Source organism: Bacteroides graminisolvens (genome assembly GCF_963666085.1).
In the GTDB taxonomy this organism is placed as follows: Bacteria; Bacteroidota; Bacteroidia; order Bacteroidales; family Bacteroidaceae; genus Bacteroides; species Bacteroides graminisolvens.
Genome location: NZ_OY762556.1, coordinates 2352813 through 2377716 on the forward strand (window position 1 = coordinate 2352813; position 24904 = coordinate 2377716).

The following is a 24904-nucleotide window of genomic DNA, read 5'->3' on the forward strand; positions in this document are numbered from 1 at the left end:
ATTGATTGATTTATTTTTTGTGTACATTATGTCTACCTTATTAAGGTGACTATAGCACAAGGGTTCCACCTCTTCCCATTCCGAACAGAGAAGTTAAGCCTTGTCACGCCGATGGTACTGCGTAACAGTGGGAGAGTAGGTAGTCGCCGTTTTTTAGAGAAGTCCTGCAGCTATACAAAGCTGTGGGACTTCTTGCGTTTAAAGCCTACCGGAGATATCCATTTGAAACACAGGAATGAAAAATATATTAAACTAGTTCCTTTTTCCTCTAATCTTAAAACAAAAATGCTGTTAATTTCGTATATTTGGCCCATTCCTTCTGGTTAAGACACACGATTGATATATAAACTTCAAAATAATCCTATAAGTATGGAAAATAAAATTCAAGAACTCACAGATAAGATTTATCGTGAAGGCGTTGAAAAAGGAAATGAAGAAGCTCAGAAACTGATAGCAAAAGCGGAAGTTGATGCGAAAACAATTATTGAAAAAGCACGCAAAGAGGCCGATGCAATTAATGCATCTGCTCGTAAAGCTGCAGAAGAGTTGGTTGAGAATACCAAATCAGAGTTGAAATTGTTTGCCAGTCAGTCTGTTAATGCGCTCAAGTCTGAGATTGCATCTGTGGTTACTGATAAAATTGTTTCAGCTCCGGTTAATGAGTTCGTAAATAACAAAGAGTATCTTTATTCGTTTATCGTTGCTTTAGCTTCTAAATGGAGTGCTAACGAGCCCATTACAATCAGTACTCAAGAAGCAGAAGCTCTGAAAGCTTATTTTGCAGCACATGCCAAATCTCTTTTAGATAAAGGCGTTCAAGTAGAACAAGTAAATGGCATTAAAACACTCTTCACCGTATCTCCGAAAGATGGATCTTATAAAATAAACTTTGGGGAAGAAGAATTTATGAATTACTTTAAGGCATTTTTGCGTCCACAATTGGTTGAGATGCTTTTCAGCGTTTAGCCTTTAAACAATCCATATATGAGTAAATATTATTGTTTGGTGGCTGGTTTACCTGACATTCATTTGGAAGATACCAAATTGAGTTATACGGTAGCCGACTTCAGAACTGAAATATATCCGGATTTATCATCTGCTGATAAAAAGCTTATTGATCTGTTTTATCTGAAATTTGATAATCGAAATTTGATAAAGCTGTTGAATGATAAAGATGCTGTCACTGACAATAGGGGAAATTATACCGGGCAAGAATTGCTTGATTTGATAACTCAGGTCAGAGATGGTGTCAATGAGGAATCTTTAGCATATCCTACATACCTTATCGATTTTATTTCCTATTACTATAGTGAGAATAATGATGATAATGCTGCTGTTCAAGAAGATTATCTCTCATCATTGTATTTTGAATATGCAATGAGGTCGAAGAATGAATTTATAGTGTCATGGTTTGAATTTAATCTTAATCTCAATAATATTTTAGCAGCTCTTGTTTCTCGTAAATACAAACAGGATGTGGCTCGCTCCATCGTGGGGAACACGGATGTAAGTATTGCACTCAAAACTTCCGGAGCCCGTGATTTTGGGTTGACCGGTGAGGTAGATTATTTTGAACCGTTGCTTAAAATGACAGAGGTAGACGATTTAGTTGAGAGGGAAAAGAAAATAGATATACTTAAATGGAAATGGTTGGAAAATGCAACTTTCTTTAATTATTTTACTATAGAGCGTATTTTTGCTTTTCTGCTCCAATTAGAAATGGTTGAGAGATGGATTTTAATGGATAAGGAACGGGGCAGTAAACTCTTTAGGCAAATGATAGATTCGCTAAAGAATGATGTTCAGATTCCCGTTGAATTTAGATAAATAAACAAATAAATTATATGGCAACAAAAGGAACTGTTTGTGGAGTAATATCCAACATGGTAACCCTCACAGTTGACGGTCCTGTAGCTCAAAATGAGATTTGTTATATCTCAACTGGTGGTGACAGGCTGATGGCTGAGGTAATTAAAGTAGTAGGTGTCAATGCTTATGTTCAGGTATTTGAAAGCACACGTGGTTTGAAGGTTGGTTCAGAGGCTGAGTTTACCGGACACATGCTTGAAGTTACCTTAGGACCGGGTATGCTTTCTAAAAACTACGATGGTTTACAGAATGACCTCGATAAAATGGATGGTGTTTTCTTGAAGCGTGGACAGTACACTTTTCCTCTGGACAAGGACAAAAAATGGCATTTTTCTCCTTTAGTGAAAATAGGAGATAAGGTTGAAGCAGCAACATGGCTCGGACAAGTTGATGAAAACTTCCAGCCTTTAAAAATTATGGTGCCCTTTACACTAAAAGGTATTTACACTGTTAAATCAATTGCATCTGAAGGTGAATATGGTATCTATGATGTTATCGTTGTGCTTGTAGGCGAAGACGGTAATGAAGTTGAAGTGAACATGATTCAAAGGTGGCCTGTAAAAAGAGCCATGATTAATTATAAAGAAAAACCGCGCCCATTTAAATTATTGGAAACCGGTGTACGTGTTATAGATACAGTAAACCCGATTGTTGAAGGTGGAACCGGATTTATTCCCGGACCGTTCGGTACAGGAAAAACCGTTCTTCAGCATGCCATATCCAAACAAGCAGAGGCTGACATTGTAATTATTGCAGCTTGTGGTGAACGTGCTAATGAAGTAGTGGAAATCTTTACGGAATTTCCCGAATTGATAGACCCGCATACCGGACGCAAATTGATGGAACGTACAATCATCATTGCAAATACGTCGAATATGCCGGTTGCTGCGCGTGAAGCTTCTGTTTATACAGCTATGACCATTGCCGAGTACTACCGTGCTATGGGCCTGAAGGTTCTGTTGATGGCCGATTCAACCTCACGTTGGGCACAGGCTTTGCGTGAAATGTCCAATCGTATGGAAGAGTTGCCTGGTCCGGATGCATTCCCCATGGATTTATCTTCTATTATCTCCAACTTTTACGGCAGAGCCGGTTACGTAGTTCTGAATAACGGCAACACGGGCTCCATCACTTTTATCGGAACGGTGTCTCCTGCCGGCGGAAACTTGAAAGAACCGGTTACTGAGAATACAAAGAAAGTTGCGCGTTGTTTTTACGCACTTGAACAAGACCGGGCAGATAGAAAGCGTTATCCTGCCGTGAATCCGATTGATTCGTATTCTAAATATATTGAGTACCCCGAATTTGAAGATTATATAGGCAAGCGCATCAATAATGAATGGCTGAAGAAAGTCAACGAAATAAAAACCCGTTTGCAAAGAGGTAAGGAGATTGCAGAACAAATAAACATCTTGGGTGACGACGGTGTTCCTGTGGAATATCATGTTACTTTTTGGAAATCGGAGCTGATTGACTTTGTCATTCTTCAACAAGATGCTTTTGATGAGATTGATGCGGTAACTCCTATGGAGAGACAAGAAGCTATTGTTAACATGGTTATTGATATTTGCCACACTGAATTTGAATTTGATAATTTCAACGAAGTAATGGATTACTTTAAGAAGATGATCAATGTTTGCAAACAGATGAATTATTCCAAGTTCAAGTCACCGGAATATGATGATTTCGTAAAGCAATTAAACGAATTGATTCAAGAAAGGAAAGCTTAATTCGATAACCGTAAAGTAAATAAGTATAATGGCAACAAAAGCATTTCAGAAAATATATACGAAAATCACTCAGATTACCAAAGCTACTTGTTCGTTGAAAGCTGCAGGAGTTGGGTATGACGAGCTGGCTACTGTTAACGGTAAGTTGGCTCAGGTGGTTAAAATTACAGGAGATGAAGTGACGCTACAAGTGTTTGAAGGTACAGAAGGTATACCGACAAATGCTGAAGTGGTATTCTTAGGCAAAGCTCCTACGATAAAAGTAAGTGAACAGCTTTCCGGCCGGTTCTTTAATGCATTCGGAGACCCGATTGACGGGGGACCGGAAATTGAAGGCGAGGAGGTTGAAATTGGCGGTCCGTCCGTTAACCCGGTTCGACGTAAGCAACCGTCTGAACTGATCGCAACCGGAATAGCAGGTATTGACTTGAATAATACGTTGGTTTCCGGTCAGAAAATTCCCTTCTTCGCTGACCCCGACCAACCCTTCAACCAAGTAATGGCCAATGTAGCGCTGCGGGCAGAAACAGATAAAATTATTTTGGGAGGTATGGGTATGACCAATGATGATTACCTGTATTTCAAAAATGTGTTCTCAAATGCCGGAGCTCTTGACCGTATTGTGAGTTTTGTGAATACAACGGAGAATCCTCCGGTTGAGCGTTTGCTGATTCCCGATATGGCCCTTACCGCTGCCGAATATTTTGCAGTGAATAACAATGAAAAAGTCTTGGTACTTCTTACGGATATGACCTCTTATGCCGATGCGCTTTCTATTGTGTCAAACCGTATGGATCAGATTCCTTCCAAAGACTCTATGCCGGGCTCACTATACTCCGATTTGGCTAAGATTTACGAGAAAGCCGTGCAATTCCCAGCAGGAGGTTCCATTACTATTATAGCCGTAACAACTCTTTCGGGTGGAGACATTACTCATGCTGTGCCCGATAATACCGGATACATTACGGAAGGACAGCTATTCCTGCGTCGCGACAGTGATATTGGTAAGGTGATTGTGGATCCGTTCCGTTCACTTTCTCGTTTGAAGCAGTTAGTTACCGGAAAGAAGACCCGTAAAGATCATCCGCAAGTAATGAATGCGGCCGTACGTTTGTATGCCGATGCGGCGAATGCTAAAACCAAGTTGGAGAACGGTTTTGATTTGACTAACTACGATGAGCGTACGTTGGCTTATGCAAAAGATTATTCGAATCAATTGCTGGCTATTGATGTGAACTTGAATACGACTGAAATGCTAGATGTAGCTTGGGGATTGTTTAGTAAGTACTTCCGCCCCGAAGAAGTGAACATCAAACAAGAGTTAGTAGATCAGTACTGGAAATAAATATCATCCATAAGCTTATAAGATGGCTATAAAGTTTCAATATAACAAAACGTCTCTTCAACAGCTCGAAAAGCAACTGAAAATACGCGTGCGTACTCTTCCTATTATAAAGAATAAAGAGAGTGCTTTGCGTATGGAGGTCAAACGTTGCAAATCTGAAGCTGTGTTGCTAGAGGAAAGGCTCGAAAAACAAATTCTTGCCTATGAAGCCATGTTCGCTCTTTGGAATGAGTTTGATGCTTCGTTAATCAGGGTAAACGATGTTCATCTGGGTATTAAAAAGATTGCCGGTGTACGGGTTCCATTGCTCGAAAACGTCGATTTTGATATTCGCCCCTATAGTTTGTTTAACGCTCCCAAGTGGTATGCCGATGGTATACATTTGCTGAAAGGATTGGCGCAAACGGCTATTGAACGAGAGTTTATTCTGGCTAAATTAAACTTGCTGGAACATGCGCGTAAGAAAACGACTCAAAAGGTTAATCTTTTTGAGAAGGTACAAATACCTGGTTATCAGGATGCGTTGCGTAAAATAAAACGCTTTATGGAGGATGAAGAGAACTTATCGAAGTCTTCACAAAAGATATTGAAATCGCAACAAGAGAAAAGAAAGGAGGCTGAGTTATGATTACTAAAATGAAAAAACTCACTTTTCTTGTTTACCATAAGGAATATGATGCTTTTTTAAATAATCTCCGTGATTTAGGAGTTGTTCATATTGCTGAGAAACAGCAAGGAATGGCAGACAATTCAGCGTTACAAGAAAAGATTCGCTTATCTGCCAGGTTGTCTGCTACGATAAAATTGCTTCAGAATATTAAAACTGAAGAGAAAGTAACGGATGATTCGGAAACCGTTTCAGCCTCAAGGGGAATGCTAATTCTTGATGAGGTTGATGAGCTGCTCAATCATAAAAGTAGTTTGCAACAACAGATTCTGGCATACGAAAAGGAACTTGCCGTATTAGAACCATGGGGCGATTTCTCTCCCGAGAGTATCGCTAAGCTGCGTGATTCCGGTTATGATATTGGATTTTATATATCAACGGAAGCTAATTTCAATGAAGATTGGATAGAGGCTTACAATGCCATGGTCATTAATAGAGTCGCTTCGAAGGTTTACTTTATCACTTTTACCCAAACGAATCAAGAAATTGATTTGGATGTGGAGCGGATTAAGTTGCCCGATCGGTCATACGGCCAAACGCAAGAACTGATTCAATGTAATAAAGAAGAATTATTGCGTCAAGAGGGGACCCTGCAAAACATTGCGCGGAAGGATATTCCTTCATTATTGGCTGCCAGAAAAGAGTTAAACGGTGAAATAGAATTTGATCAAGTCGTTCTTAACACCGAATCAGCTGCCGGCGAAAAGCTTATGCTGTTGCAAGGGTGGTTACCGGCATCGGAAGAAGACCCAATTGTTGCTTACCTGAATTCGCAGTCAGTGTATTATGATATCAAGAAGCCGGCACCGGAAGACAATGTACCTATTCAATTGAATAATAAGGGACTGTTTGCTTGGTTCGAGCCAATTTGCAAGCTGTATATGCTGCCTAAATACAATGAACTGGATCTGACTCCGTTTTTTGCTCCATTTTTCATGCTCTTCTTCGGGCTTTGTCTGGGAGATTCGGGGTATGGACTGTTCTTGCTTTTGGGTGTGACTCTGTACCGTTTGCTGGCAAAAAACATAGGTCAAACCATGAAACCCATTTTGTCTTTGGTGCAGTTACTGGCTGCTTCCACTTTCTTTTGTGGCATGCTGACCGGAACCTTTTTCGGAGCTAATTTTTATGATTTGGACTGGCCATTTATTCAACGAATGAAACACGCCATTGCCATGGACAACAATGATATGTTTCAACTGTCGCTGTTATTGGGCGTTATACAGATTCTATTTGGTATGATTCTTAAGGCAGTTAATCAGGCTATACAATTTGGATTCAAATATGCCGTAGGAACGATTGGCTGGATTATCTTGTTAGTATCAGTTGGTTTGGCTGCCGTATTACCGGCTGTATTCCCGATGGGTGGAGCTGCACATCTTGTTATTCTTGCTATAGCAGGAGCCATGATCTTGTTCTATAACAGTCCGGATAAGAATATCTTTATCAACTTTGGTTTAGGATTATGGGACTCTTATAATATGGTAACAGGCTTACTGGGCGATATATTATCTTATGTGCGCTTGTTTGCTTTGGGACTTTCGGGCGGAATTCTGGCCAGCGTGTTTAATAGTCTGGCAGTAGGCATGAGTCCGGATAATGTAATTGCAGGTCCCATTGTTATGGTACTTATTTTTGTTATAGGTCACTCTATCAATATCTTTATGAATGTATTGGGCGCTATGGTGCACCCTATGCGTTTAACCTTTGTAGAATTCTTCAAGAATTCGGGTTACGAAGGAGGAGGAAAGGAATACAAGCCTTTCAGCAAATAATTTATCAATGAATATATAAACAATAAAATAGAATAAAATTATGGAAATGAATTTATTTATTGCCTATATCGGCATCGCAGTTATGGTTGGTTTGTCTGGTATCGGCAGCGCTTATGGTGTAACAATTGCCGGTAATGCAGCAATTGGTGCTTTGAAGAAAAACGATACCGCTTTTGGTAACTTCTTGGTGCTTACAGCCCTTCCGGGAACACAAGGATTATATGGTTTTGCCGGATACTTTATGTTTCAAACCATCTTTGGCGTGTTGACACCTGCCATTACAGGTATTCAGGCTGCTGCTGTTTTAGGTGCCGGTATTGCATTAGGATTGGTTGCACTTTTCTCGGCCATTCGTCAGGGACAAGTATGTGCAAATGGTATTGCAGCGATAGGTCAAGGTCATAATGTGTTTGGAAATACGCTGATTCTGGCTGTATTCCCTGAATTATATGCTATCGTGGCGCTTGCTGCTACCTTCCTGATGGGTAGTGCATTGGTTGCGTAATGAGCAATAAAACATAGAAAAAATCGAAAACATCCGTAGGTTTTAAACTTGCGGATGTTTTTTTATGCCCAATTGAGTCATTTCCGCAAACGTTTGTTACCTCTTATTTACTTAGATTTAATGTGTTACGCGTTATATTTCGATAATTAATATGTATTTTTGCAATATTAGTGATATAGCGTATTAGTTTTATATGATAAAAGAATTATTGTTACCCGATTATATATTTGAGTCAAGCTGGGAAGTATGTAATAAAGTGGGAGGTATCTACACGGTATTGTCTACTCGTGCCAATACCCTTCAGGCTCATTTTCACGACAAACTTATTTTTGTGGGGCCCGATGTGTGGCAAGGAAAAGAGAACCCTTTGTTTCTGGAATCGAAGACTCTTTTCAGTGACTGGCGCGAAAAAGCCTTGAAAGAAGGATTAAGCATACGCATTGGGCGCTGGAATATTCCAGGCAACCCCATCGTTATGTTGGTTGATTTTCAGCCATTTTTCTCACATAAAAATGAAATCTACACAGAGATGTGGAACGCTTTTCAGGTTGATTCCTTGCATGCGTACGGTGATTACGATGAAGCGTCCATGTTTTCTTATGCGGCGGGCCGGTTGGTAGAAAGTTTCTATCGTTATTACCTGTCTGACAATGATAAAGTTGTTTATCAGGCGCATGAGTGGATGACCGCCTTAGGCGCTTTGTACATACAACAAGCCGTTCCCGAAATTGCTACTATATTTACGACTCATGCAACTTCTATCGGGCGCTCCATTGCCGGAAACGAGAAGCCTCTTTACGACTATTTGTTTGCTTACAACGGCGACCAGATGGCTCAGGAACTTAATATGGAATCCAAGCACTCCATAGAAAAACAAGCAGCTCATCATGTTGACTGTTTTACAACCGTAAGTGAAATCACGAACCGGGAATGTAGGCAGTTGCTCGAAAAGGAGGCAGACGTGGTGCTGATGAATGGATTTGAGGACGATTTTGTTCCCAAAGGAGCGGCTTTTACCGGTAAACGTAAAAGAGCTCGGACAGCTATGCTACGTGTAGCCAATTGTATGTTGGGCACTAATCTGGCCGATGACACGCTGATAATAGGAACCAGCGGACGTTATGAATTCAAAAATAAGGGAATTGATGTTTTTATTGAATCATTGTACCAATTGAATAAGGACGAAAGGCTCAATAAAACAGTACTTGCCTTTATCAATGTGCCTGCATGGGCCGGAGAAGCACGCGAAGATTTAGTAGAACGTTTACAGAGTCGAAAAAAATACAATACTCCCTTGCCCAACTCGTTTGGTACTAATTTGTTATTCGAACCCGAATTCGATAAAATAACACGTTTATTGAGGAAGCTTGGCATGACTAATAACCCGGATGACAAGGTAAAAGTCATTTTTGTACCGTGTTACCTGAACGGAAAAGACGGTGTATTCAACAAAGAGTATTACGATTTGTTATTAGGACAGGACCTCAGTGTGTATCCTTCATACTATGAACCTTGGGGGTATACGCCTCTTGAGAGTATTGCCTTCGGGGTGCCCACTATTACTACGGATTTAGCCGGTTTTGGTTTATGGGTTAACGGTTTGGATACATGCAATTGCATAAATGATGGAGTAGAGGTACTTCATCGTACAGACAGTAACTACATGGAAGTAGCCGATAGCATAAAAAATACGATAACAGTATTTGCTTCTAAGACCGCCGAAGAAACCGCTGAAATAAGCGGTAAGGCAACTGCGATTGCCGAGAAAGCGTTGTGGAAGCACTTTATAACGTATTATTACGAGGCTTATCATATTGCTTTATGCAATGCGGCAAAGCGCAAATAAGATAAAGATTTATTCATCAATAAGTAAATTAATAGCATTATGAAGATTAAAGTTAGCAATGTGAATACTCCTAATTGGAGGGAAGTAACTGTGAGATCTTCTGTTCCGGCAGAGCTTGAGAAATTATCCGAGATGGCTCGTAATGTCTGGACATTGTGGAATTATGAAGCAACAGATTTGTTCAGAAGTCTCGATCCGGCTTTATGGAAAGAGGTAGGACAAAACCCCGTTTTGCTTCTGGAACGTATGAATTTTGATAAACTGGAAGCTTTGGCTAATGACAAGCTCGTTCTGAAAAGAATGAATGATGTATATGCCAAGTTCAGAGATTATATGGATGTTGAACCCGATTCAAAGCGTCCTTCAGTTGCTTATTTCAGTATGGAATATGGTTTAAATCATGTTCTTAAAATATACTCGGGAGGTCTGGGCGTTTTGGCCGGTGATTATTTGAAGGAAGCGTCTGACAGTAATGTGGACCTTTGCGCCATCGGTTTCTTATACAGATATGGTTATTTTACTCAATCATTGGCTATCGACGGACAGCAGATTGCTAATTACGAAGCACAGAACTTTGGTACGCTTCCGTTGGAAAGGGTGAATGATGCGCACGGACAACCTCTTGTGGTAGATGTTCCCTATATCGATTACGTAGTACATGCTTATGTGTGGAAAGTAAATGTGGGACGCATATCCTTGTATCTGCTCGATACGGACAATGAAATGAATAGCGAGTTCGACCGCTCTATCACTCATCAGCTGTATGGTGGCGACTGGGAGAACCGTTTGAAACAAGAAATCTTGTTGGGCATCGGAGGTATACTAACCTTGAAAGCGCTCGGCATTAAGAAAGATATATATCATTGTAATGAGGGACATGCCGCTTTGATTAACGTGCAGCGTCTTTCTGATTATGTTGCCGAAGGATTGAGCTTTGATCAAGCGATAGAATTAGTCAGAGCCTCTTCTCTTTATACGGTTCACACTCCGGTTCCGGCTGGGCACGACTACTTCGATGAAGGCTTGTTTGGTAAATACATGAGTGGCTATCCTCAAAAACTGGGAATATCTTGGGATGATTTGATGGATTTAGGTCGCAATAACCCGGGAGATAAGGGTGAACGCTTCTGTATGTCGGTCTTTGCATGTAATACTTCGCAAGAAGTAAATGGCGTAAGCTGGTTACACGGTAAAGTATCACAAGAAATGTTCTCGTCTATCTGGAAAGGATACTTCCCCGAAGAGAGCCATGTGGGTTACGTAACCAACGGAGTACACTTCCCAACCTGGAGTGCGCGCGAATGGAAACAACTCTATGCCAAGTATTTTGATAGCAACTTCCTTTATGACCAGTCGAACCCTAAGATATGGGAAGCAATCAACAACGTGCCCGACGAGGAAATATGGAATACCCGTCAAACCATGAAGCACAAGCTGGTTGATTACATACGCAAACAGTTTAGCGAAACGTGGTTGAAAAATCAGGGAGATCCCTCTCGCATTGTTTCACTGATGGAGAAAATCAATCCGAATGCCTTGTTAATTGGTTTCGGACGCCGTTTTGCCACCTACAAACGTGCACACTTACTTTTTACGGATCTGGATCGTTTGTCTAAGATTGTCAATAACCCCGATCAACCTGTGCAATTCCTGTTCACAGGAAAAGCCCATCCGCACGATGGTGCCGGACAGGGACTAATCAAAAGAATTATAGAAATATCAAGGAGACCCGAATTCTTAGGAAAGATTATATTCCTTGAAAACTATGATATGCAGTTGGCCCGTCGTTTGGTCACCGGCGTTGATATCTGGTTAAACACTCCTACAAGACCTTTGGAAGCATCGGGTACATCCGGCGAAAAAGCGTTGATGAACGGCGTGCTTAATTTCTCTGTGCTCGACGGTTGGTGGCTGGAAGGTTACCGCGAGAAAGCCGGTTGGGCGTTGACCGAGAAACGCACTTACCAGAATCAGGAATACCAGGATCAGCTGGATGCGGCAACCATTTATAGTATATTGGAGACAGAGATCTTGCCATTGTACTATGACAAGAATGAAGATGGTTATTCCGAAGAATGGATTAAGTATATTAAAAACTCCATCTCTCAAATTGCTCCGCATTATACCATGAAACGCCAGTTGGACGATTACTATGATCGGTTCTACAATAAACTGGCCAAACGTTTCCATGTTTTAAATGCAGACAATTATAAGAAAGCTAAGGAAATAGCAGCATGGAAGGAAGAGGTTGCCGAGAAATGGGATTCTATTGAGGTCGTTTCTTTTGAAAAGAGTGAGGAATTAATTCAGGCTTCTATTCAAAGCGGCAAGGATTACACCATTACTTACGTCATTGATGAGAAAGGATTGAATGATGCGATCGGCATTGAGCTGGTTACCATTTTTACTGATGCAGATGGCAAAGAACATGTTTATTCTGTTGAACCTTTCGAGGTAGTTAAAAAGGAAGGAACACTTTATACTTTCCAGGCAACTCACAGCTTATCCAATGCCGGAAGTTTCAAGGTGGCATACCGCATGTATCCTAAAAACCCTGATCTGCCTCATCGTCAGGACTTCTGTTATGTTCGTTGGTTTAACTAAATAGAACGTATGATACTAAAAAAGGTCGCTAACTTAGCGACCTTTTTTAGTATCTGATTACCGGATGATTACTTAATAAGCTCGGCCAATTTAGCTTGAAGCTCTTCACCGTGTAAGCCACGTGCCACAATGGTTCCGTCTTTGTCAATCAGCACAACATGAGGAATGCTGCGGATGGCATAAAGTCGTGAACCTTCGCTTTCCCAGAATTTAAGGTCAGACATTTGAGGCCACGTAATATTCAATTGCTTGATGCCATCTTTCCAAGACTGGAGGTCTCTGTCTAACGACACACCTACAATTTCAAATCCCTTCGTTTTATATTTTGCATAAGCCTCAACCAAGTTAGGCATTTCACGTCTGCAAGGACCGCACCAGCTAGCCCAGAAGTCTACCAAAACCACCTTGCCTTTGCCAGCCACATCAGACAGTTTGATATCCTTGCCTTCGGGAGTTTTCATCTGGAAATCAACAAACTTCTGACCTACGGCGGTCGCTTTTGCTGTTTTAACCAACTCCTTCAGATGAACAATCGTTTCATTGCTTTGGAATGCAGCCGGAACTTTCTCGAGCAGCGGTTCAATTTCTGCATATTCCAGGTAGTAGTTATATTGCCCCAAAAGGAATACACCAACCGTGTTTTCTATGTTCTTCTGAATTCCGTCTTTTATTATTTTCATCATCTCTTCTTCCAGAGAATTCATCTCCTTCAGTTTGGCTTCTTTCTGCTCATCGGTCAGCGCCGGATTCCCCATTGATTCATAAATCTCATTCTGCTTATTATTCAATGCGCTCATTTGCGTTCTGAATTCCTGGTAAGCATTATTGGCCGGAGTACCTACGGCAGAATTCTCTTCCTTACCCATCTTCACATCAATCTTTCCGTTTTCAAGGAAGAAATCCATGATGAGTTGATTGTCGCCTTTGGCATACGTAATATATCTGTTAACAGTAGAGTCCTGACTTCCCTCAAAACTGAAACCACCTTTCGAGATAATAGCCGTATCAATCTTGTTGAATTCTCTGTCCGAACGTTCCTGTAAAAATACAGTATCACCATCTGCTGCGCCTTCAATAGTTCCGCTAATTGTGTAACCTTTATTTCCGCTGTTACAAGCTGATATACCCAGGGCTGTTACCGTAAGTAAATAGATCAGTTTCTTCATGCTTCTGTCAATTAAATGAATATTTATTTATGCAAAGATAGTTTTTTTGTTGAGCCTTGCCATAATGCTGATGTTATATTATGATAATATATTCATCTAATACTAGAAATATGTACCTTTGTGTGCCTAATAAAGTATGAATATGCAAGAAGAAGATTTTATCATAGAGATTCGTAACGTCTCAAAATTTTTTGGAGAAAAAACAGCTCTCGAATGTATCAATTTATCCGTTCGCAAGGGTGAGTTTGTGACTATTCTCGGTCCTTCGGGATGTGGTAAAACAACCTTGCTACGTTTGCTGGCCGGCTTTCAGACGGTTTCTGAGGGCGAAATACGTATTGCCGGCAAAGAAATTACGCAAACACCTCCGCACAAACGCCCTGTAAACACCGTTTTCCAAAAATACGCTCTCTTTCCTCACTTGAATGTATATGACAATATTGCTTTCGGACTCAAACTCAAGAAGCTTTCCAAAGCTGTGATTGAAAGAAAGGTGAGAGCCTCTTTGAAGATGGTGGGGATGACCGATTACGAATTCAGAGACGTAGACTCCTTGTCGGGCGGACAGCAGCAGCGAGTTGCCATTGCCCGTGCCATTGTCAACGAGCCGGAAGTTTTGTTGCTCGACGAACCCTTGGCTGCACTCGACTTGAAGATGCGCAAAGACATGCAGATGGAGTTGAAAGAGATGCATAAACGCCTGGGCATCACCTTCGTTTACGTCACCCATGATCAGGAAGAGGCGCTCACATTGAGCGATACGATTGTGGTGATGAGTGATGGCAAAATACAACAGATAGGCACACCCATTGATATTTATAACGAACCGGCCAACTCCTTCGTTGCCGACTTTATAGGCGAGAGCAACATCCTGAACGGTACCATGATCAAAGATAACCTGGTGCGTTTTTGTGATACCGATTTTGAATGCGTGGACGGAGGTTTCGGCGAACAGACTCCTGTCGACGTGGTCATCAGGCCCGAAGACATCTACATCTTTCAGCAATCGGATGCCGCTCAACTGACGGGAGTGGTGCAATCAACCATCTTCAAAGGTGTGCATTACGAAATGACTGTTCTCTGCGGCGACTATGAATTCCTGGTGCAAGATTACCATCACTTTGAGGTAGGCGATACGGTGGGCTTGCTGGTTAAGCCCATGGATATTCACATTATGCATAAAGAACGTCTTTGCAATACGTTTGAAGGCAAACTGCTCGATGCCGAGCACGTAGAGTTTTTAGGTTGCACCTTTGCCTGTATGCCTGTTAGCTGTGCCCAGCCGGGTGAGAAAGTGAGTGTTGAGGTCGACTTTAATCAGATTATTCTGCAAGACAACGAAGAAGACGGAGCGCTTACCGGCGAAGTACGATTCATTCTATATAAAGGAAACCATTACCACCTCACCGTTTTATCCGACTGGGACGAACTGGTGTATGTGGATACCAATGATGTGTGGGATGACGGTGACCGGGTAGGAATTACCATTCCGGCCGAGGCCATTCGTGTTGTGAAGTGCTAACCCATTAAAGAAACCAAGAAGTGATTAAAAGGATTTCATTGTTTTTTGCATCGCGCAAGAGTTGGACCCTCCCTTACGTCCTTTTCTCCGCCGTATTTGTGGTCATCCCCTTGCTACTCATTGTGGTGTACGCATTTACCGACGATAACGGAACGATTACATTGAGTAATTTCTCCAAGTTCTTTATGCACCAAGAGGCCATTAATACGTTTGTCTATTCCATTGGCATTGCCATTATCACCACGGCTATCTGCATCCTCATTGGTTATCCGGCGGCATGGATATTGAGCAACAGTAAGCTAAACTCATCGCGCACACTGGTGGTACTTTTCATATTACCCATGTGGGTTAATATATTGGTGCGTACGCTTGCCACAGTCGCTTTGTTCGACTTTTTTGCTGTGCCGTTGGGCGAAGGCGCTTTGATCTTCGGCATGGTGTATAACTTCCTGCCTTTTATGATTTACCCCATCTATAATACCTTGCAGAAGATGGACAGAAGTTACATTGAGGCGGCGCAAGACTTGGGAGCCACGCCCGTTCAAGTGTTTGTCAAAGCCATTATACCGCTTTCCATGCCGGGCGTCATGAGTGGGGTGATGATGGTGTTTATGCCTACCATATCGACTTTCGCCATTGCCGAACTGCTCACGATGAATAACATCAAACTCTTTGGTACCACCATTCAGGAAAATATCAATAACAGCATGTGGAATTACGGAGCGGCGCTTTCACTTATTATGCTGCTGCTTATTGCTGCAACATCCGTCTTTAACACTGACGATAAAGACAATTCAAACGAAGGAGGTGGACTATGGTAAAAAGAATTTTGGCGCAGGCCTATCTGTGGGTGATACTGTTTGTGTTGTATTTACCCATCGTGATCATCTTTATTTATTCGTTTACAGAAGCCAAAGTGTTGGGCAACTGGACGGGCTTCTCCACCAAATTGTACACGTCCTTGTTCTCTTCGGGCACGCACCATTCGTTAATGAATGCGCTGATCAATACCATTACCATAGCGCTGCTGGCCTCTTGTGTTGCCACGCTGCTGGGTAGTGTCACCGCCATTGGAATTTACAACCTCAAGGCGCGTTCAAAGAAAGCAATCGGCTTTGTGAACAGCATTCCCATCCTGAACGGCGACATTATTACCGGTATTTCTCTGTTCTTATTATTTATTTCGTTAGGCATTTCGCAGGGCTATCTTACGGTGCTGCTGGCTCACATTACCTTTTGTACTCCTTATGTGGTGCTGAGTGTGTTGCCCAGACTGAAACAGATGAATCCCAATATTTATGAGGCGGCACTCGACTTAGGAGCCACTCCCATGCAAGCCTTGCGCAAGGTCATCATTCCGGAAATTCGTCCGGGCATGATTAGCGGCTTTATGCTGTCGGTTACTCTTTCGATTGACGACTTTGCCGTAACGGTATTTACCATTGGTAATCAGGGTTTGGAAACGCTTTCTACCTATATTTATGCCGATGCAAGGAAAGGCGGACTCACACCCGAGCTGCGCCCGTTGTCAACCATCATATTTATCGTGGTTTTAACGCTGCTTATTGTCATAAACCACCGCACGGGGAAAGCGAAGAATAATTAGTAAAACAGCTGTAGTTCATTCTATTATAGGCTATATAACACAACGTTGATGAAAAGATATACCATTTACTTATTGACATTCTTTCTGTATCTCTCTCTTACGGCCTGCTATAACTCAGGCGAGCCGCGCGAGAATGTTTTGAAGATATACAATTGGGCCGACTATATTGACGAAGAGGTACTCAAAGAGTTTCAGACTTACTACAAGGAGCAAACGGGTGAGGATATACGCATTGTGTATCAAACATTCGATATCAATGAGGTCATGCTTACCAAAATAGAAAAGGGGCACGAAGACTTTGATGTGGTGTGCCCGTCGGAGTATATCATTGAGCGCATGCTCAAGAAAAAACTGCTTCTGCCCATTGACACAACGCTGGGTGGAACGGCCAATAACCTGCATAACATTGCACCTTACATACGCTCTCAAATAGATAAGTTGAGTCAGCCGGGCCAACAAGCAAGCCGTTATGCGGTTTGCTACATGTGGGGCACCACGGGTATCTTGTACAATAAAAAGTTTGTGTCCGATGTCGATGCTTCTTCGTGGTCGTGCTTGTGGAATGTAAAATACAAAGGCAAGATTCTGATGAAGGAAAGTTACCGCGATGCCTATGGCACGGCAGCCATTTATGCCCATGCCAATGAGTTGCGTAACGGAACCATTACCGTTGAAGACTTGATGAATGATTATTCTCCGCAGGCAATGGCTGTGGTGGAACAATATTTGAAAGCCATGAAGCCTTTGATTGCCGGGTGGGAGTCGGACTTTGGCAAGGAGATGATGACCAAAAACAAAGCCTGGCTTAACTTGACGTGGAGCGGAGACGCTGTTTGGGCCATTGAAGAAGCTGCTTCGGTAGGTGTAGAGCTCGATTATCAGGTTCCCGTTGAAGGCAGTAATATTTGGTATGACGGCTGGGTAATTCCCAAGTATGCAGGCAATCCCAAAGCGGCCAGCTATTTTATAAACTTCTTGTGCAGACCCGACATTGCCTTGCGAAACATGGATGCAACCGGTTACGTGAGCGCCGTTGCCACCCCTGAAATCTTAGAAGCGCAAACAGACACAACGCTGGGTTATTACTCGGATTTGACTTACTTCTTTGGTCCGGAAGCCGACAGTGTGCAGATTGACCGCATTCAATATCCGGATAAAAAGGTGGTAGAACGCTGTGCCATGATTCGCGACTTTGGCGACAAAACACAGAATGTGCTCGAAATCTGGTCGCGTATTAAAGGAGATAATTTGGGCGTAGGCATAACAATTCTTATATTTGCCGTGGTTGCTTTTATGAGTGGGTGGACTATCTATAAAAGATGGTTGAAATATAAACGAAATAAAATGCAGCGAAGAAGGAGTCGTCGAAAAACATTCCGCACGTTTAGAAAACCCTAAAAACATTCTTATCAATGATGAACTTGAAATCTTTTACTTTATTGGCTTTGTCGGCTTGCTGCTGGTTGGCTTCGCAGGCTCAGCCGCATGCGGCCAGAAATGAGTTTCTGCTCGACAAAGGCTGGAAGTTTACCAAAGGTGATGTGCCCGGCGCGCAGGCACAAAGCTATGATGACGCATCGTGGCAACGAGTTGTTATACCGCACGATTGGGCTATATACGGTCCGTTTGACCGCTCTCATGACTTACAGGAAGTAGCCATCACACAAAACCTTGAAACAAAGGCGTCGGTAAAGACCGGTCGCACCGGAGGCTTGCCTTATGTTGGCATCGGCTGGTATAGAAAATCCTTTTCCGTAGATGACTTTGAGAAAGGCAAACGCCGCGTAACGCTTCTGTTCGACGGAGCAATGAGTGAAGCCCGTGTGTATGTCAATGGCAAGGAAGCGGCTTTCTGGCCGTTGGGATACAACTCGTTTCATTGCGATGTAACCGACTTTCTGAATGCCGACGGCAAAAACAATGTGCTGGCTGTGCGCTTGGAAAACAAACCGCAGTCGTCGCGCTGGTATCCCGGAGCCGGACTTTACAGGAACGTTCACCTTATTGTGACGGACGAAATTCACGTTCCGGTGTGGGGCACTTATATAACCACCCCGCATGTGTCCGACGAATATGCGGCTGTCCGCCTGGAAACAACGGTCGATAACCTGGCAAATGAAAATGTACGCGTACAAACCGAAATAGTGAATGCTGCCAACGAGGTGGTTGCCCAGAAAAACGAGATGCGCAAGCTGATGAAAGGGCAAGCCTTTGTGCAGAACTTTACGGTGAACAACCCTTCATTATGGTCGCCCGAGACTCCTGTTTTATACAAGGCGGTATCAAAGATTTATGTGAAAGATCAATTGGTTGACGAATACACCACCCGCTTCGGAATTCGTTCCGTGCAGGTGATAGCCAACAAAGGTTTCTTCCTCAATGGCAAGCTGCGTAAGTTCCAAGGCGTTTGTAATCACCACGACTTAGGGCCGCTTGGCGCAGCAGTGAATGTGGCCGCTTTGAAACGCCAGCTTACGCTGCTTAAAGAGATGGGCTGCGATGCCATTCGTACGGCTCACAACATGCCGGCTCCCGAGTTGGTTGCGTTGTGTGACGAGATGGGTTTCATGATGATGATTGAACCGTTCGACGAGTGGGACAGGGCCAAGTGTGACAACGGTTACCATCGCTTCTTTAATGAATGGGCAGAAAAAGACATGGTCAACATGCTTCGTAACTACCGCAACAACGCCAGTGTAGTAATGTGGAGCATCGGCAACGAGGTGCCAACGCAGTGCAGCGCCGATGGCTATCGGGTGGCATCGTTCCTGCAAGAGATCTGTCACCGCGAAGATCCTACACGTCCGGTAACTTGCGGCATGGATCAGGTGACTTGTGTGCTGGGCAATGGCTTTGCTGCTTTGCTGGATGTTCCGGGGTTCAACTACCGGGTGCATCGTTACGAAGAGGCTTACGGCAAACTGCCTCAGGGAGTGGTGCTGGGCTCGGAGACTTCCTCTACAGTCAGCTCACGGGGCGTGTATAAGTTTCCCGTTGAGAAGAAAGCCGACGCGCTGTATGACGACCATCAGTCTTCATCATACGACATGGAGTACTGCTCTTGGTCTAACTTGCCCGACGATGATTTGGCCATGGCCGAAGATCATGACTGGACGATGGGACAGTTCGTGTGGACCGGTTTTGATTACTTGGGAGAGCCTTCTCCTTACGATACCGATGCCTGGCCTAATCACAGTTCCATGTTCGGCATCATTGACTTGGCTAGTATTCCGAAAGACAGATTCTACTTGTACAAAAGCATCTGGAATAAGAAGGAGCCTACTTTGCATGTGTTGCCACATTGGAACTGGGAAGGCCGCGAGGGTCAAACGACTCCGGTATTTGTTTATACAAACTGTCCTACAGCCGAACTTTTCGTAAACGGTAAAAGCTACGGCAAGCAGACTAAGAGCAAGGAGTCACTGCAACACCGTTACAGGTTGATGTGGATGAACGTGGTGTATGAACCGGGAGAAGTCAAGGTCGTAGCTTATGATGCGACAGGCAAGGTGGCCGATGAGAAAGTGGTGCGTACGGCAGGGAAGCCTCATCACATGGAGTTGGTGGTGGATAGAAAGGAGCTGACTGCCGATGGCAAAGACTTGGCTTACGTTACCGTGCGCGTGGTAGATAAAGACGGGAATCTTTGTCCGCACGACAACCGGATGATACGTTTCTCTGTAAAAGGCAACGGCAGTTACCGGGCTTCGGTCAACGGCGACCCTACTTGTCTGGACGTATTTCATCTGCCGCAAATGCATGCGTTTGGCGGACAGCTCACTGCTTTGGTGCAGTCGGCCGAAACACCGGGGAAGATTGTTTTTCAAGCCACGGCCAAAGGGTTGAAGAGCGCCCGCCTGGTGCTCACCGCTACTCAACCGTGATTGAAAAAAAGAGCAAAATAAAAAGGTAAATGCTTGACTTTGGCAATATAATGTATTATCTTTGTCAACATAATCCTATGGTACATTCAATTTAATATAGGCAAAAAGGCAGGAGCTCAAACTCCTGCCTTTTTTCGTTGGCTGCCGTTCAGTTTTTCCATCAGACGGTTGCTCACGCCGATTTGCACGGTAGCAAATGGTCCGGGAGAAACCGTCTCTTGGCGGGGAGACGGTTTCTCCCGGACCAAAAGACGGTTTATCTTTTTAAATTGCTCGTTATCTTTTTCAAATCGGCGGTTATGTTTTTCAAAAAGTTGGTTATCTTTTCTCAAATTCCTGCCGATGATTCGCTGTCTCTCCCCATTCGTTAATAATACATAAACCTGCTCTTGACAAGATTCAGCGAAACGAGTGCGAAAGTCAAACTATTTCTTTGTTATTTAGACAGTTTATCAGCGATATGGAAATAATCGAAGTCAACGAAACCGCCTACTTCTTTGGTCGCGTAATTAAATAGTCCGTAACGATATCCCATGAAGTGGGGGATGGTGTACGACATTTTAAGAGGCTTGCCAATGGAAGTCCACTGCTTGCCGTCTAAGCTATAATAGAAATACGCCTTATCGGTTCTGTTTTTGAAATCACAATCTATTTTGAGGTACACCTTATCTTGCGTCAAAGGAATGTTCTCTACCTCGGGTGCATCGGCAAAGTTCATGTTGACCATCACCAGGTGCTTCATATTTCCTTCTTTTCTGATGCCAACCCATCCGAAATCTTTCTGCAGCAAACTCAAGCCCGCGCAATCGCCGTCCTTCATGTTGCTGGCATCCATACAAGTTGAGCTGCTGCACTCGGGGCCAACGGTACGTTGCGTCAGTGTGTTGCGTGCCATCGTATATGATTGATCAATGCGTCCTGTCTTTAAGCGGAGGTAACCGTTTCTCTCAGTAACCGACCATAAATTATTGTCGGGGTTGTGATTCCACTGCCATACCAGCGGCAAAGCAGGTTCTCCTTTTTTCCTGTTGAACTCGTCGGAGTTAACAATGCCCGGTATCAGGCTTTTATTGGCAGGCAGATCGAGGAATTCAGGAACCTTGCCATTTTCGCCCAGCACAGGCCAGCCGTCTTTCCATTTCACGGGAACCAGGAAAGGAATACGCCCTACAGAACCACAGTCTTGGAACAGGTAAGCAAACCATCTCCCGTCGGGTGTGTCAATGAGTCCGCCTTGTGCCACACCTTTGTCTTGAAGCACCATCTTACCCTCGTACGGGCCTGTGATTTTGTCGGCGCGGTGAACAATAACCGTACGCATGCTGTTTCTGGGCCATGTAATATTAAAGAGGTAATACTTCCCTTTTATTTTAAAGAGCTGAGAACCCTCGGCGGGTAACCCGATGTTGTTTCCGGCGGGTAAAGCGGCATTCTCAATGATTACCTTTTCTTCAGTTCCCTTTTTTACTCCGGAAAGATCGTCTTCCAACTCCACCAACTTCAGCTTTCCGGCTCCGTATATGAGGTAGGTCTTGCCATCGTCGTCAAAGAAAAGAGTGTGATCATGGAAACTGGGTGCGAAGGTATGTTCCACCCAAGGCCCTTTGGCTATATCTTTTGTTTTATAGATATGAGTTCTGCCGGTTGGTTGGGCAAAGGTGCTGACGTAATACATTCCCTTGTGGTAGCGCAAACAGCTGGCCCAGGAGCCTCTTCCGTAGGTGCTTTCCCCGTTCTTCAGACTTAATGAATTGATGGTGTCTAAGGTTTGATAAGCATAGCTGATCATTTTCCAATTGACCAGATCGGTCGATTCCATGATGGGTACGCCCGGACTCATGTGCATGGTGGTGCTACTCATATAATACTTGTTGCCCACCCGTATTATCGACATGTCGGGCACGTCTGCATAAACAACCGGGTTATGAGCTTGCGTGTTTTGGGCCATAACCACTTGGCAAGTGGCGGCCGTGTTGAGAAGGAATAAACTTAATACGAAGTGTCTTAACATAGTTCCTTGATTTCGTTTGTTAATAAAATGGTTTATTATAGGAGCAAAGCTAATTAGTATTTGCTAAAAACAGGAACGATCAGGTAACATCTTCTTATGGTCATGTTACATATACCATAAAAAAAGTCTCCCGCACAAACTGTACGAGAGACTTTATACTTTTTAATCCTAAATAGTATCGGAATGCCGAAATTCGGATTATTCTGCAGCAGCTTCTGTTGCAGGAGCTTCAGCAGCTTCTTCAGCAGCAGGAACTTCTTCAGCAGCAGGTGCTTCTTCTGCAGGAGCGTTAGCAGCAAGTTCAGCAGCTTTCTTCTCTGCAAGAGCTTTAGCTTTCGCTTCATTCACTTTCTTTTCTGCTTCCAGACGAGCCTTAGCATCAGCTTTAGCTGCTTCATCTTGCTTAGCTTTCAATGTAGCCAAACCTGTTTGCTTGTTGTTTTTCCAAGCTTCAAATTTAGTATCAGCTTCTGCTTCGCCGAATGCGCCTTTAGCAACACCGCCTAAAAGGTGTTTTTTGAAGTACACACCTTCACGAGAAAGGATAGTACGTACAGTGTCTGTAGGTTGTGCTCCATTCATAACCCAAGAAAGGGCACGTTCGAAATTCAAATCTACTGTAGCAGGATTGGTGTTCGGGTTGTAAGTACCAATCTTCTCTGTAAATTTACCATCACGTGGTGCTCTGCTGTCTGCAATTACAATTGAATAAAACGCGTAACTTTTACGTCCGTGTCTTTGCAATCTGATTTTAGTTGCCATTTAAAAATGTTTTAAATTAATGATTTGAATAATGCTACTAACTCGTAATAGCGGTGCAAAGATACTTCTTTTATTCTGATTGACAAAGTTTTTGTATCTTTTTCAACTTTCGGTCAGGAATACTGCCGGGGGTATCTGATCAGAATGGAGGTCAAAGCAAATAATCCCATCATAAACGGGTAATACAGATTGCCGATAATGTGAATAGGAGAGATGTTTGCCAGTCCGGCGGCAATAAGCATCTGCGCTCCGTAGGGTATGATTCCCTGAATGAAACACGAGAAGGTGTCTAATATGCTGGCAACTTTTCTGCGGTCGAGGTGAAACTTGATGGCAATGTTGCGCGCAATGGGTCCTGTGGTAATGATGGCGATGGTGTTGTTGGCCGTACATAAGTTGGCTATGCTTACCAATGCCGCAATGCTTAGTTCGGCTCCGCGCTTATTCTTCACGCGTTTGGTTAACGCGTTAATGATGTAGTCGATGCCTCCGTTGTACCTGATTGTTTCGAGCATGCCGCCCGCCAGCAAAGTGACAATGATCAGTTCGCCCATGCCGATGATGCCGTTTCCCATGGAAGCGAACCAGCCAAAGAAGTCAAAACTGCCGGTGTACAAGCCCACCGCACCGGTAGAGATGATGCCCAGCAGCAGCACCAACATAACGTTCATTCCGGTGATGGCCGTTCCCAAAACAATGAGGTAGGGCACTACCTTGATCCACTCAATGGATGTGAGCGCGACGGGTGCCGTGATGGATAGTCCTTGAAAAATATAAACGCCCAGCACCACAATGGCAGCGGGAACCACAATCATGGAGTTGACACGAAATTTATCTCTCATCACACACTCTTGTGTTTTGGTGGAGGCTATGGTGGTGTCCGATATAAACGATAAGTTGTCGCCAAAGAAGGAACCTCCCACTACTACTCCTACCATGTAGGGCAGATCAATTCCGGTTTTTTGTGCCAGACCGATGGCCACGGGAGTTAAGGCTACAATGGTGCCAACGCTGGTACCGATGGACAAAGAGATGAAACACGAGGCGATGAATATACCGGCAATCAGCAGGTTGTCGGGCAGTATCTGCAAAGTGAGGTTCACCGTTGCATCAATGGCGCCCATGGCTTTGGCGCTTTGTGCGAATGCTCCGGCTAAAACAAATATCCATATCATTAACAGGATGTTCTTGTTGGAAGCTCCGGCGGAGAATTGTTGTATTCTATGCTCCAGGTTCAATCCGCGTGTTATGGCAATGGCATAACAAGACGAAAACAAAAAGGCAACGGTAATGGGTACTTTATAGAAGTCGTTCACCCAAACAGAGGTGACCAGGTAAAGGCACATGAATACCAGTAGCGGACTTAAAGCCAGCATGCCCGATATTTTGGTTTGCTGTTGTTGTTATCCATGAAGCAGTATGTTATAATTTGATTTTGCGAGGCAAAGATAATACATAGAAGGAACACTGACTCTAACAGTTACAGTTCTTTTGCATGATGTTTCTCAATTGAAACAAATAACAAGCAGCTTTGTAACGCTATAATCAGTGTTCCCCGATATATAAATGCCGGTTTTATAGAGTAGCTGTCGCAGTCCGGCATCCGACAACT

19 protein-coding genes and 1 rRNA gene are annotated in these 24904 nt (G+C 43.4%); 15 read left to right on the forward strand and 5 right to left on the reverse strand.

Features of this window, described 5'->3' with window-relative positions:
• The first annotated feature begins 41 nt into the window (after positions 1-41).
• The 10 genes from rrf (at position 42) to ACKPCE_RS09740 (ending at position 12341) form a co-directional block, all read left to right on the forward strand.
• Positions 42-152 (forward strand): 5S ribosomal RNA (gene rrf, locus ACKPCE_RS09695).
• A 217-nt stretch (positions 153-369) separates the two neighbouring features.
• The gene (locus ACKPCE_RS09700; RefSeq protein WP_319505020.1) at positions 370-966 is read left to right on the forward strand and encodes a hypothetical protein; all 597 of its coding nucleotides are present in this window, start codon (positions 370-372) and stop codon (positions 964-966) included.
• Positions 967-984: 18 nt separating this feature from the next.
• Positions 985-1827 (forward strand): DUF2764 family protein, encoded by an 843-nt coding sequence (locus ACKPCE_RS09705; protein WP_024997256.1) that lies wholly within the window; start codon positions 985-987, stop codon positions 1825-1827.
• A gap of 17 nt (positions 1828-1844) precedes the next feature.
• Complete coding sequence (locus ACKPCE_RS09710; RefSeq protein WP_276965374.1) at positions 1845-3599, forward strand: V-type ATP synthase subunit A; 1755 nt, start codon at positions 1845-1847, stop codon at positions 3597-3599.
• Between the two features lie 28 nt (positions 3600-3627).
• Positions 3628-4944, forward strand: a complete 1317-nt coding sequence (locus tag ACKPCE_RS09715; protein WP_024997257.1) for a V-type ATP synthase subunit B — start codon at positions 3628-3630, stop codon at positions 4942-4944.
• Between the two features lie 22 nt (positions 4945-4966).
• A complete protein-coding gene (locus tag ACKPCE_RS09720; protein ID WP_024997258.1) occupies positions 4967-5572 on the forward strand; it encodes a V-type ATP synthase subunit D in 606 nt (201 codons plus the stop codon).
• Positions 5569-7386, forward strand: coding sequence for a V-type ATP synthase subunit I (locus tag ACKPCE_RS09725; RefSeq protein ID WP_319505021.1), 1818 nt, complete (start codon positions 5569-5571; stop codon positions 7384-7386). The genes ACKPCE_RS09720 and ACKPCE_RS09725 overlap by 4 nt, the downstream gene beginning before the upstream one ends.
• Before the next feature lie 40 nt (positions 7387-7426).
• Positions 7427-7891 carry an ATP synthase subunit C-like protein gene (locus ACKPCE_RS09730; protein WP_024997260.1) on the forward strand — a complete coding sequence of 155 codons (465 nt, stop codon included), beginning with the start codon at positions 7427-7429 and terminating at the stop codon, positions 7889-7891.
• Between the two features lie 193 nt (positions 7892-8084).
• Positions 8085-9737, forward strand: coding sequence for a glycogen/starch synthase (locus ACKPCE_RS09735; protein ID WP_319505022.1), 1653 nt, complete (start codon positions 8085-8087; stop codon positions 9735-9737).
• 39 nt (positions 9738-9776) lie between these two features.
• Positions 9777-12341 (forward strand): glycosyltransferase family 1 protein, encoded by a 2565-nt coding sequence (locus ACKPCE_RS09740; RefSeq protein WP_319505023.1) that lies wholly within the window; start codon positions 9777-9779, stop codon positions 12339-12341.
• A gap of 68 nt (positions 12342-12409) precedes the next feature.
• Here the strand turns inward: ACKPCE_RS09740 and ACKPCE_RS09745 are convergent, their stop codons facing one another.
• Positions 12410-13507 (reverse strand): redoxin domain-containing protein, encoded by a 1098-nt coding sequence (locus ACKPCE_RS09745; RefSeq protein WP_319505024.1) that lies wholly within the window; start codon positions 13505-13507, stop codon positions 12410-12412.
• A gap of 136 nt (positions 13508-13643) precedes the next feature.
• Here ACKPCE_RS09745 and ACKPCE_RS09750 point away from each other — a divergent pair, with 136 nt between their 5' ends.
• The 5 genes from ACKPCE_RS09750 to ACKPCE_RS09770 are packed head-to-tail and all read left to right on the forward strand — an operon-like array spanning position 13644 to position 20519.
• On the forward strand, positions 13644-15029 hold the full coding sequence (locus tag ACKPCE_RS09750) for a polyamine ABC transporter ATP-binding protein (protein ID WP_319505025.1): 1386 nt from the start codon (positions 13644-13646) through the stop codon (positions 15027-15029).
• 23 nt (positions 15030-15052) lie between these two features.
• A complete protein-coding gene (locus ACKPCE_RS09755; protein WP_024997265.1) occupies positions 15053-15850 on the forward strand; it encodes an ABC transporter permease in 798 nt (265 codons plus the stop codon).
• Entirely contained in the window at positions 15844-16635 is a 792-nt protein-coding gene (locus ACKPCE_RS09760; protein WP_024997266.1) for an ABC transporter permease, read from the forward strand. Before ACKPCE_RS09755 ends, ACKPCE_RS09760 begins: the two co-directional genes overlap by 7 nt.
• 48 nt (positions 16636-16683) lie before the next feature.
• Complete coding sequence (locus ACKPCE_RS09765; RefSeq protein WP_319505026.1) at positions 16684-18033, forward strand: ABC transporter substrate-binding protein; 1350 nt, start codon at positions 16684-16686, stop codon at positions 18031-18033.
• Positions 18034-18050: 17 nt separating this feature from the next.
• Entirely contained in the window at positions 18051-20519 is a 2469-nt protein-coding gene (locus ACKPCE_RS09770) for a DUF4982 domain-containing protein (protein ID WP_319505949.1), read from the forward strand.
• 116 nt (positions 20520-20635) lie between these two features.
• Here the strand turns inward: ACKPCE_RS09770 and ACKPCE_RS09775 are convergent, their stop codons facing one another.
• The 4 genes from ACKPCE_RS09775 to ACKPCE_RS09790 all read right to left on the reverse strand — a co-directional run bounded on the left by ACKPCE_RS09775 (position 20636) and on the right by ACKPCE_RS09790 (position 24668).
• Positions 20636-20851: a hypothetical protein gene (locus ACKPCE_RS09775; RefSeq protein ID WP_319505027.1), complete on the reverse strand. Its 216-nt coding sequence runs from the start codon at positions 20849-20851 to the stop codon at positions 20636-20638.
• A 104-nt stretch (positions 20852-20955) separates the two neighbouring features.
• Complete coding sequence (locus ACKPCE_RS09780; protein WP_319505028.1) at positions 20956-22530, reverse strand: glycoside hydrolase family 43 protein; 1575 nt, start codon at positions 22528-22530, stop codon at positions 20956-20958.
• Between the two features lie 198 nt (positions 22531-22728).
• Entirely contained in the window at positions 22729-23292 is a 564-nt protein-coding gene (locus tag ACKPCE_RS09785) for a 30S ribosomal protein S16 (RefSeq protein ID WP_319505029.1), read from the reverse strand.
• Positions 23293-23405: 113 nt separating this feature from the next.
• Positions 23406-24668 carry a Na+/H+ antiporter NhaC family protein gene (locus ACKPCE_RS09790; RefSeq protein WP_319505030.1) on the reverse strand — a complete coding sequence of 421 codons (1263 nt, stop codon included), beginning with the start codon at positions 24666-24668 and terminating at the stop codon, positions 23406-23408.
• Positions 24669-24904 lie beyond the last annotated feature (236 nt).

Bases quoted from the DNA above. Each gene is read 5' to 3' on its own strand.
- ACKPCE_RS09790 (WP_319505030.1), bottom strand. From the start codon at position 24,668: ATGCTGGCTTTAAGTCCGCTACTGGTATTCATGTGCCTTTACCTGGTC.
- ACKPCE_RS09725 (WP_319505021.1), top strand. From the start codon at position 5,569: ATGATTACTAAAATGAAAAAACTCACTTTTCTTGTTTACCATAAGGAA.
- ACKPCE_RS09735 (WP_319505022.1), top strand. From the start codon at position 8,085: ATGATAAAAGAATTATTGTTACCCGATTATATATTTGAGTCAAGCTGG.
- ACKPCE_RS09780 (WP_319505028.1), bottom strand. From the start codon at position 22,530: ATGTTAAGACACTTCGTATTAAGTTTATTCCTTCTCAACACGGCCGCC.
- ACKPCE_RS09770 (WP_319505949.1), top strand. From the start codon at position 18,051: ATGAACTTGAAATCTTTTACTTTATTGGCTTTGTCGGCTTGCTGCTGG.
- ACKPCE_RS09765 (WP_319505026.1), top strand. From the start codon at position 16,684: ATGAAAAGATATACCATTTACTTATTGACATTCTTTCTGTATCTCTCT.
- ACKPCE_RS09720 (WP_024997258.1), top strand. From the start codon at position 4,967: ATGGCTATAAAGTTTCAATATAACAAAACGTCTCTTCAACAGCTCGAA.
- ACKPCE_RS09715 (WP_024997257.1), top strand. From the start codon at position 3,628: ATGGCAACAAAAGCATTTCAGAAAATATATACGAAAATCACTCAGATT.
- ACKPCE_RS09760 (WP_024997266.1), top strand. From the start codon at position 15,844: ATGGTAAAAAGAATTTTGGCGCAGGCCTATCTGTGGGTGATACTGTTT.
- ACKPCE_RS09730 (WP_024997260.1), top strand. From the start codon at position 7,427: ATGGAAATGAATTTATTTATTGCCTATATCGGCATCGCAGTTATGGTT.
- ACKPCE_RS09740 (WP_319505023.1), top strand. From the start codon at position 9,777: ATGAAGATTAAAGTTAGCAATGTGAATACTCCTAATTGGAGGGAAGTA.
- ACKPCE_RS09700 (WP_319505020.1), top strand. From the start codon at position 370: ATGGAAAATAAAATTCAAGAACTCACAGATAAGATTTATCGTGAAGGC.
- ACKPCE_RS09705 (WP_024997256.1), top strand. From the start codon at position 985: ATGAGTAAATATTATTGTTTGGTGGCTGGTTTACCTGACATTCATTTG.
- ACKPCE_RS09750 (WP_319505025.1), top strand. From the start codon at position 13,644: ATGAATATGCAAGAAGAAGATTTTATCATAGAGATTCGTAACGTCTCA.
- ACKPCE_RS09710 (WP_276965374.1), top strand. From the start codon at position 1,845: ATGGCAACAAAAGGAACTGTTTGTGGAGTAATATCCAACATGGTAACC.
- ACKPCE_RS09745 (WP_319505024.1), bottom strand. From the start codon at position 13,507: ATGAAGAAACTGATCTATTTACTTACGGTAACAGCCCTGGGTATATCA.
- ACKPCE_RS09785 (WP_319505029.1), bottom strand. From the start codon at position 23,292: ATGGCAACTAAAATCAGATTGCAAAGACACGGACGTAAAAGTTACGCG.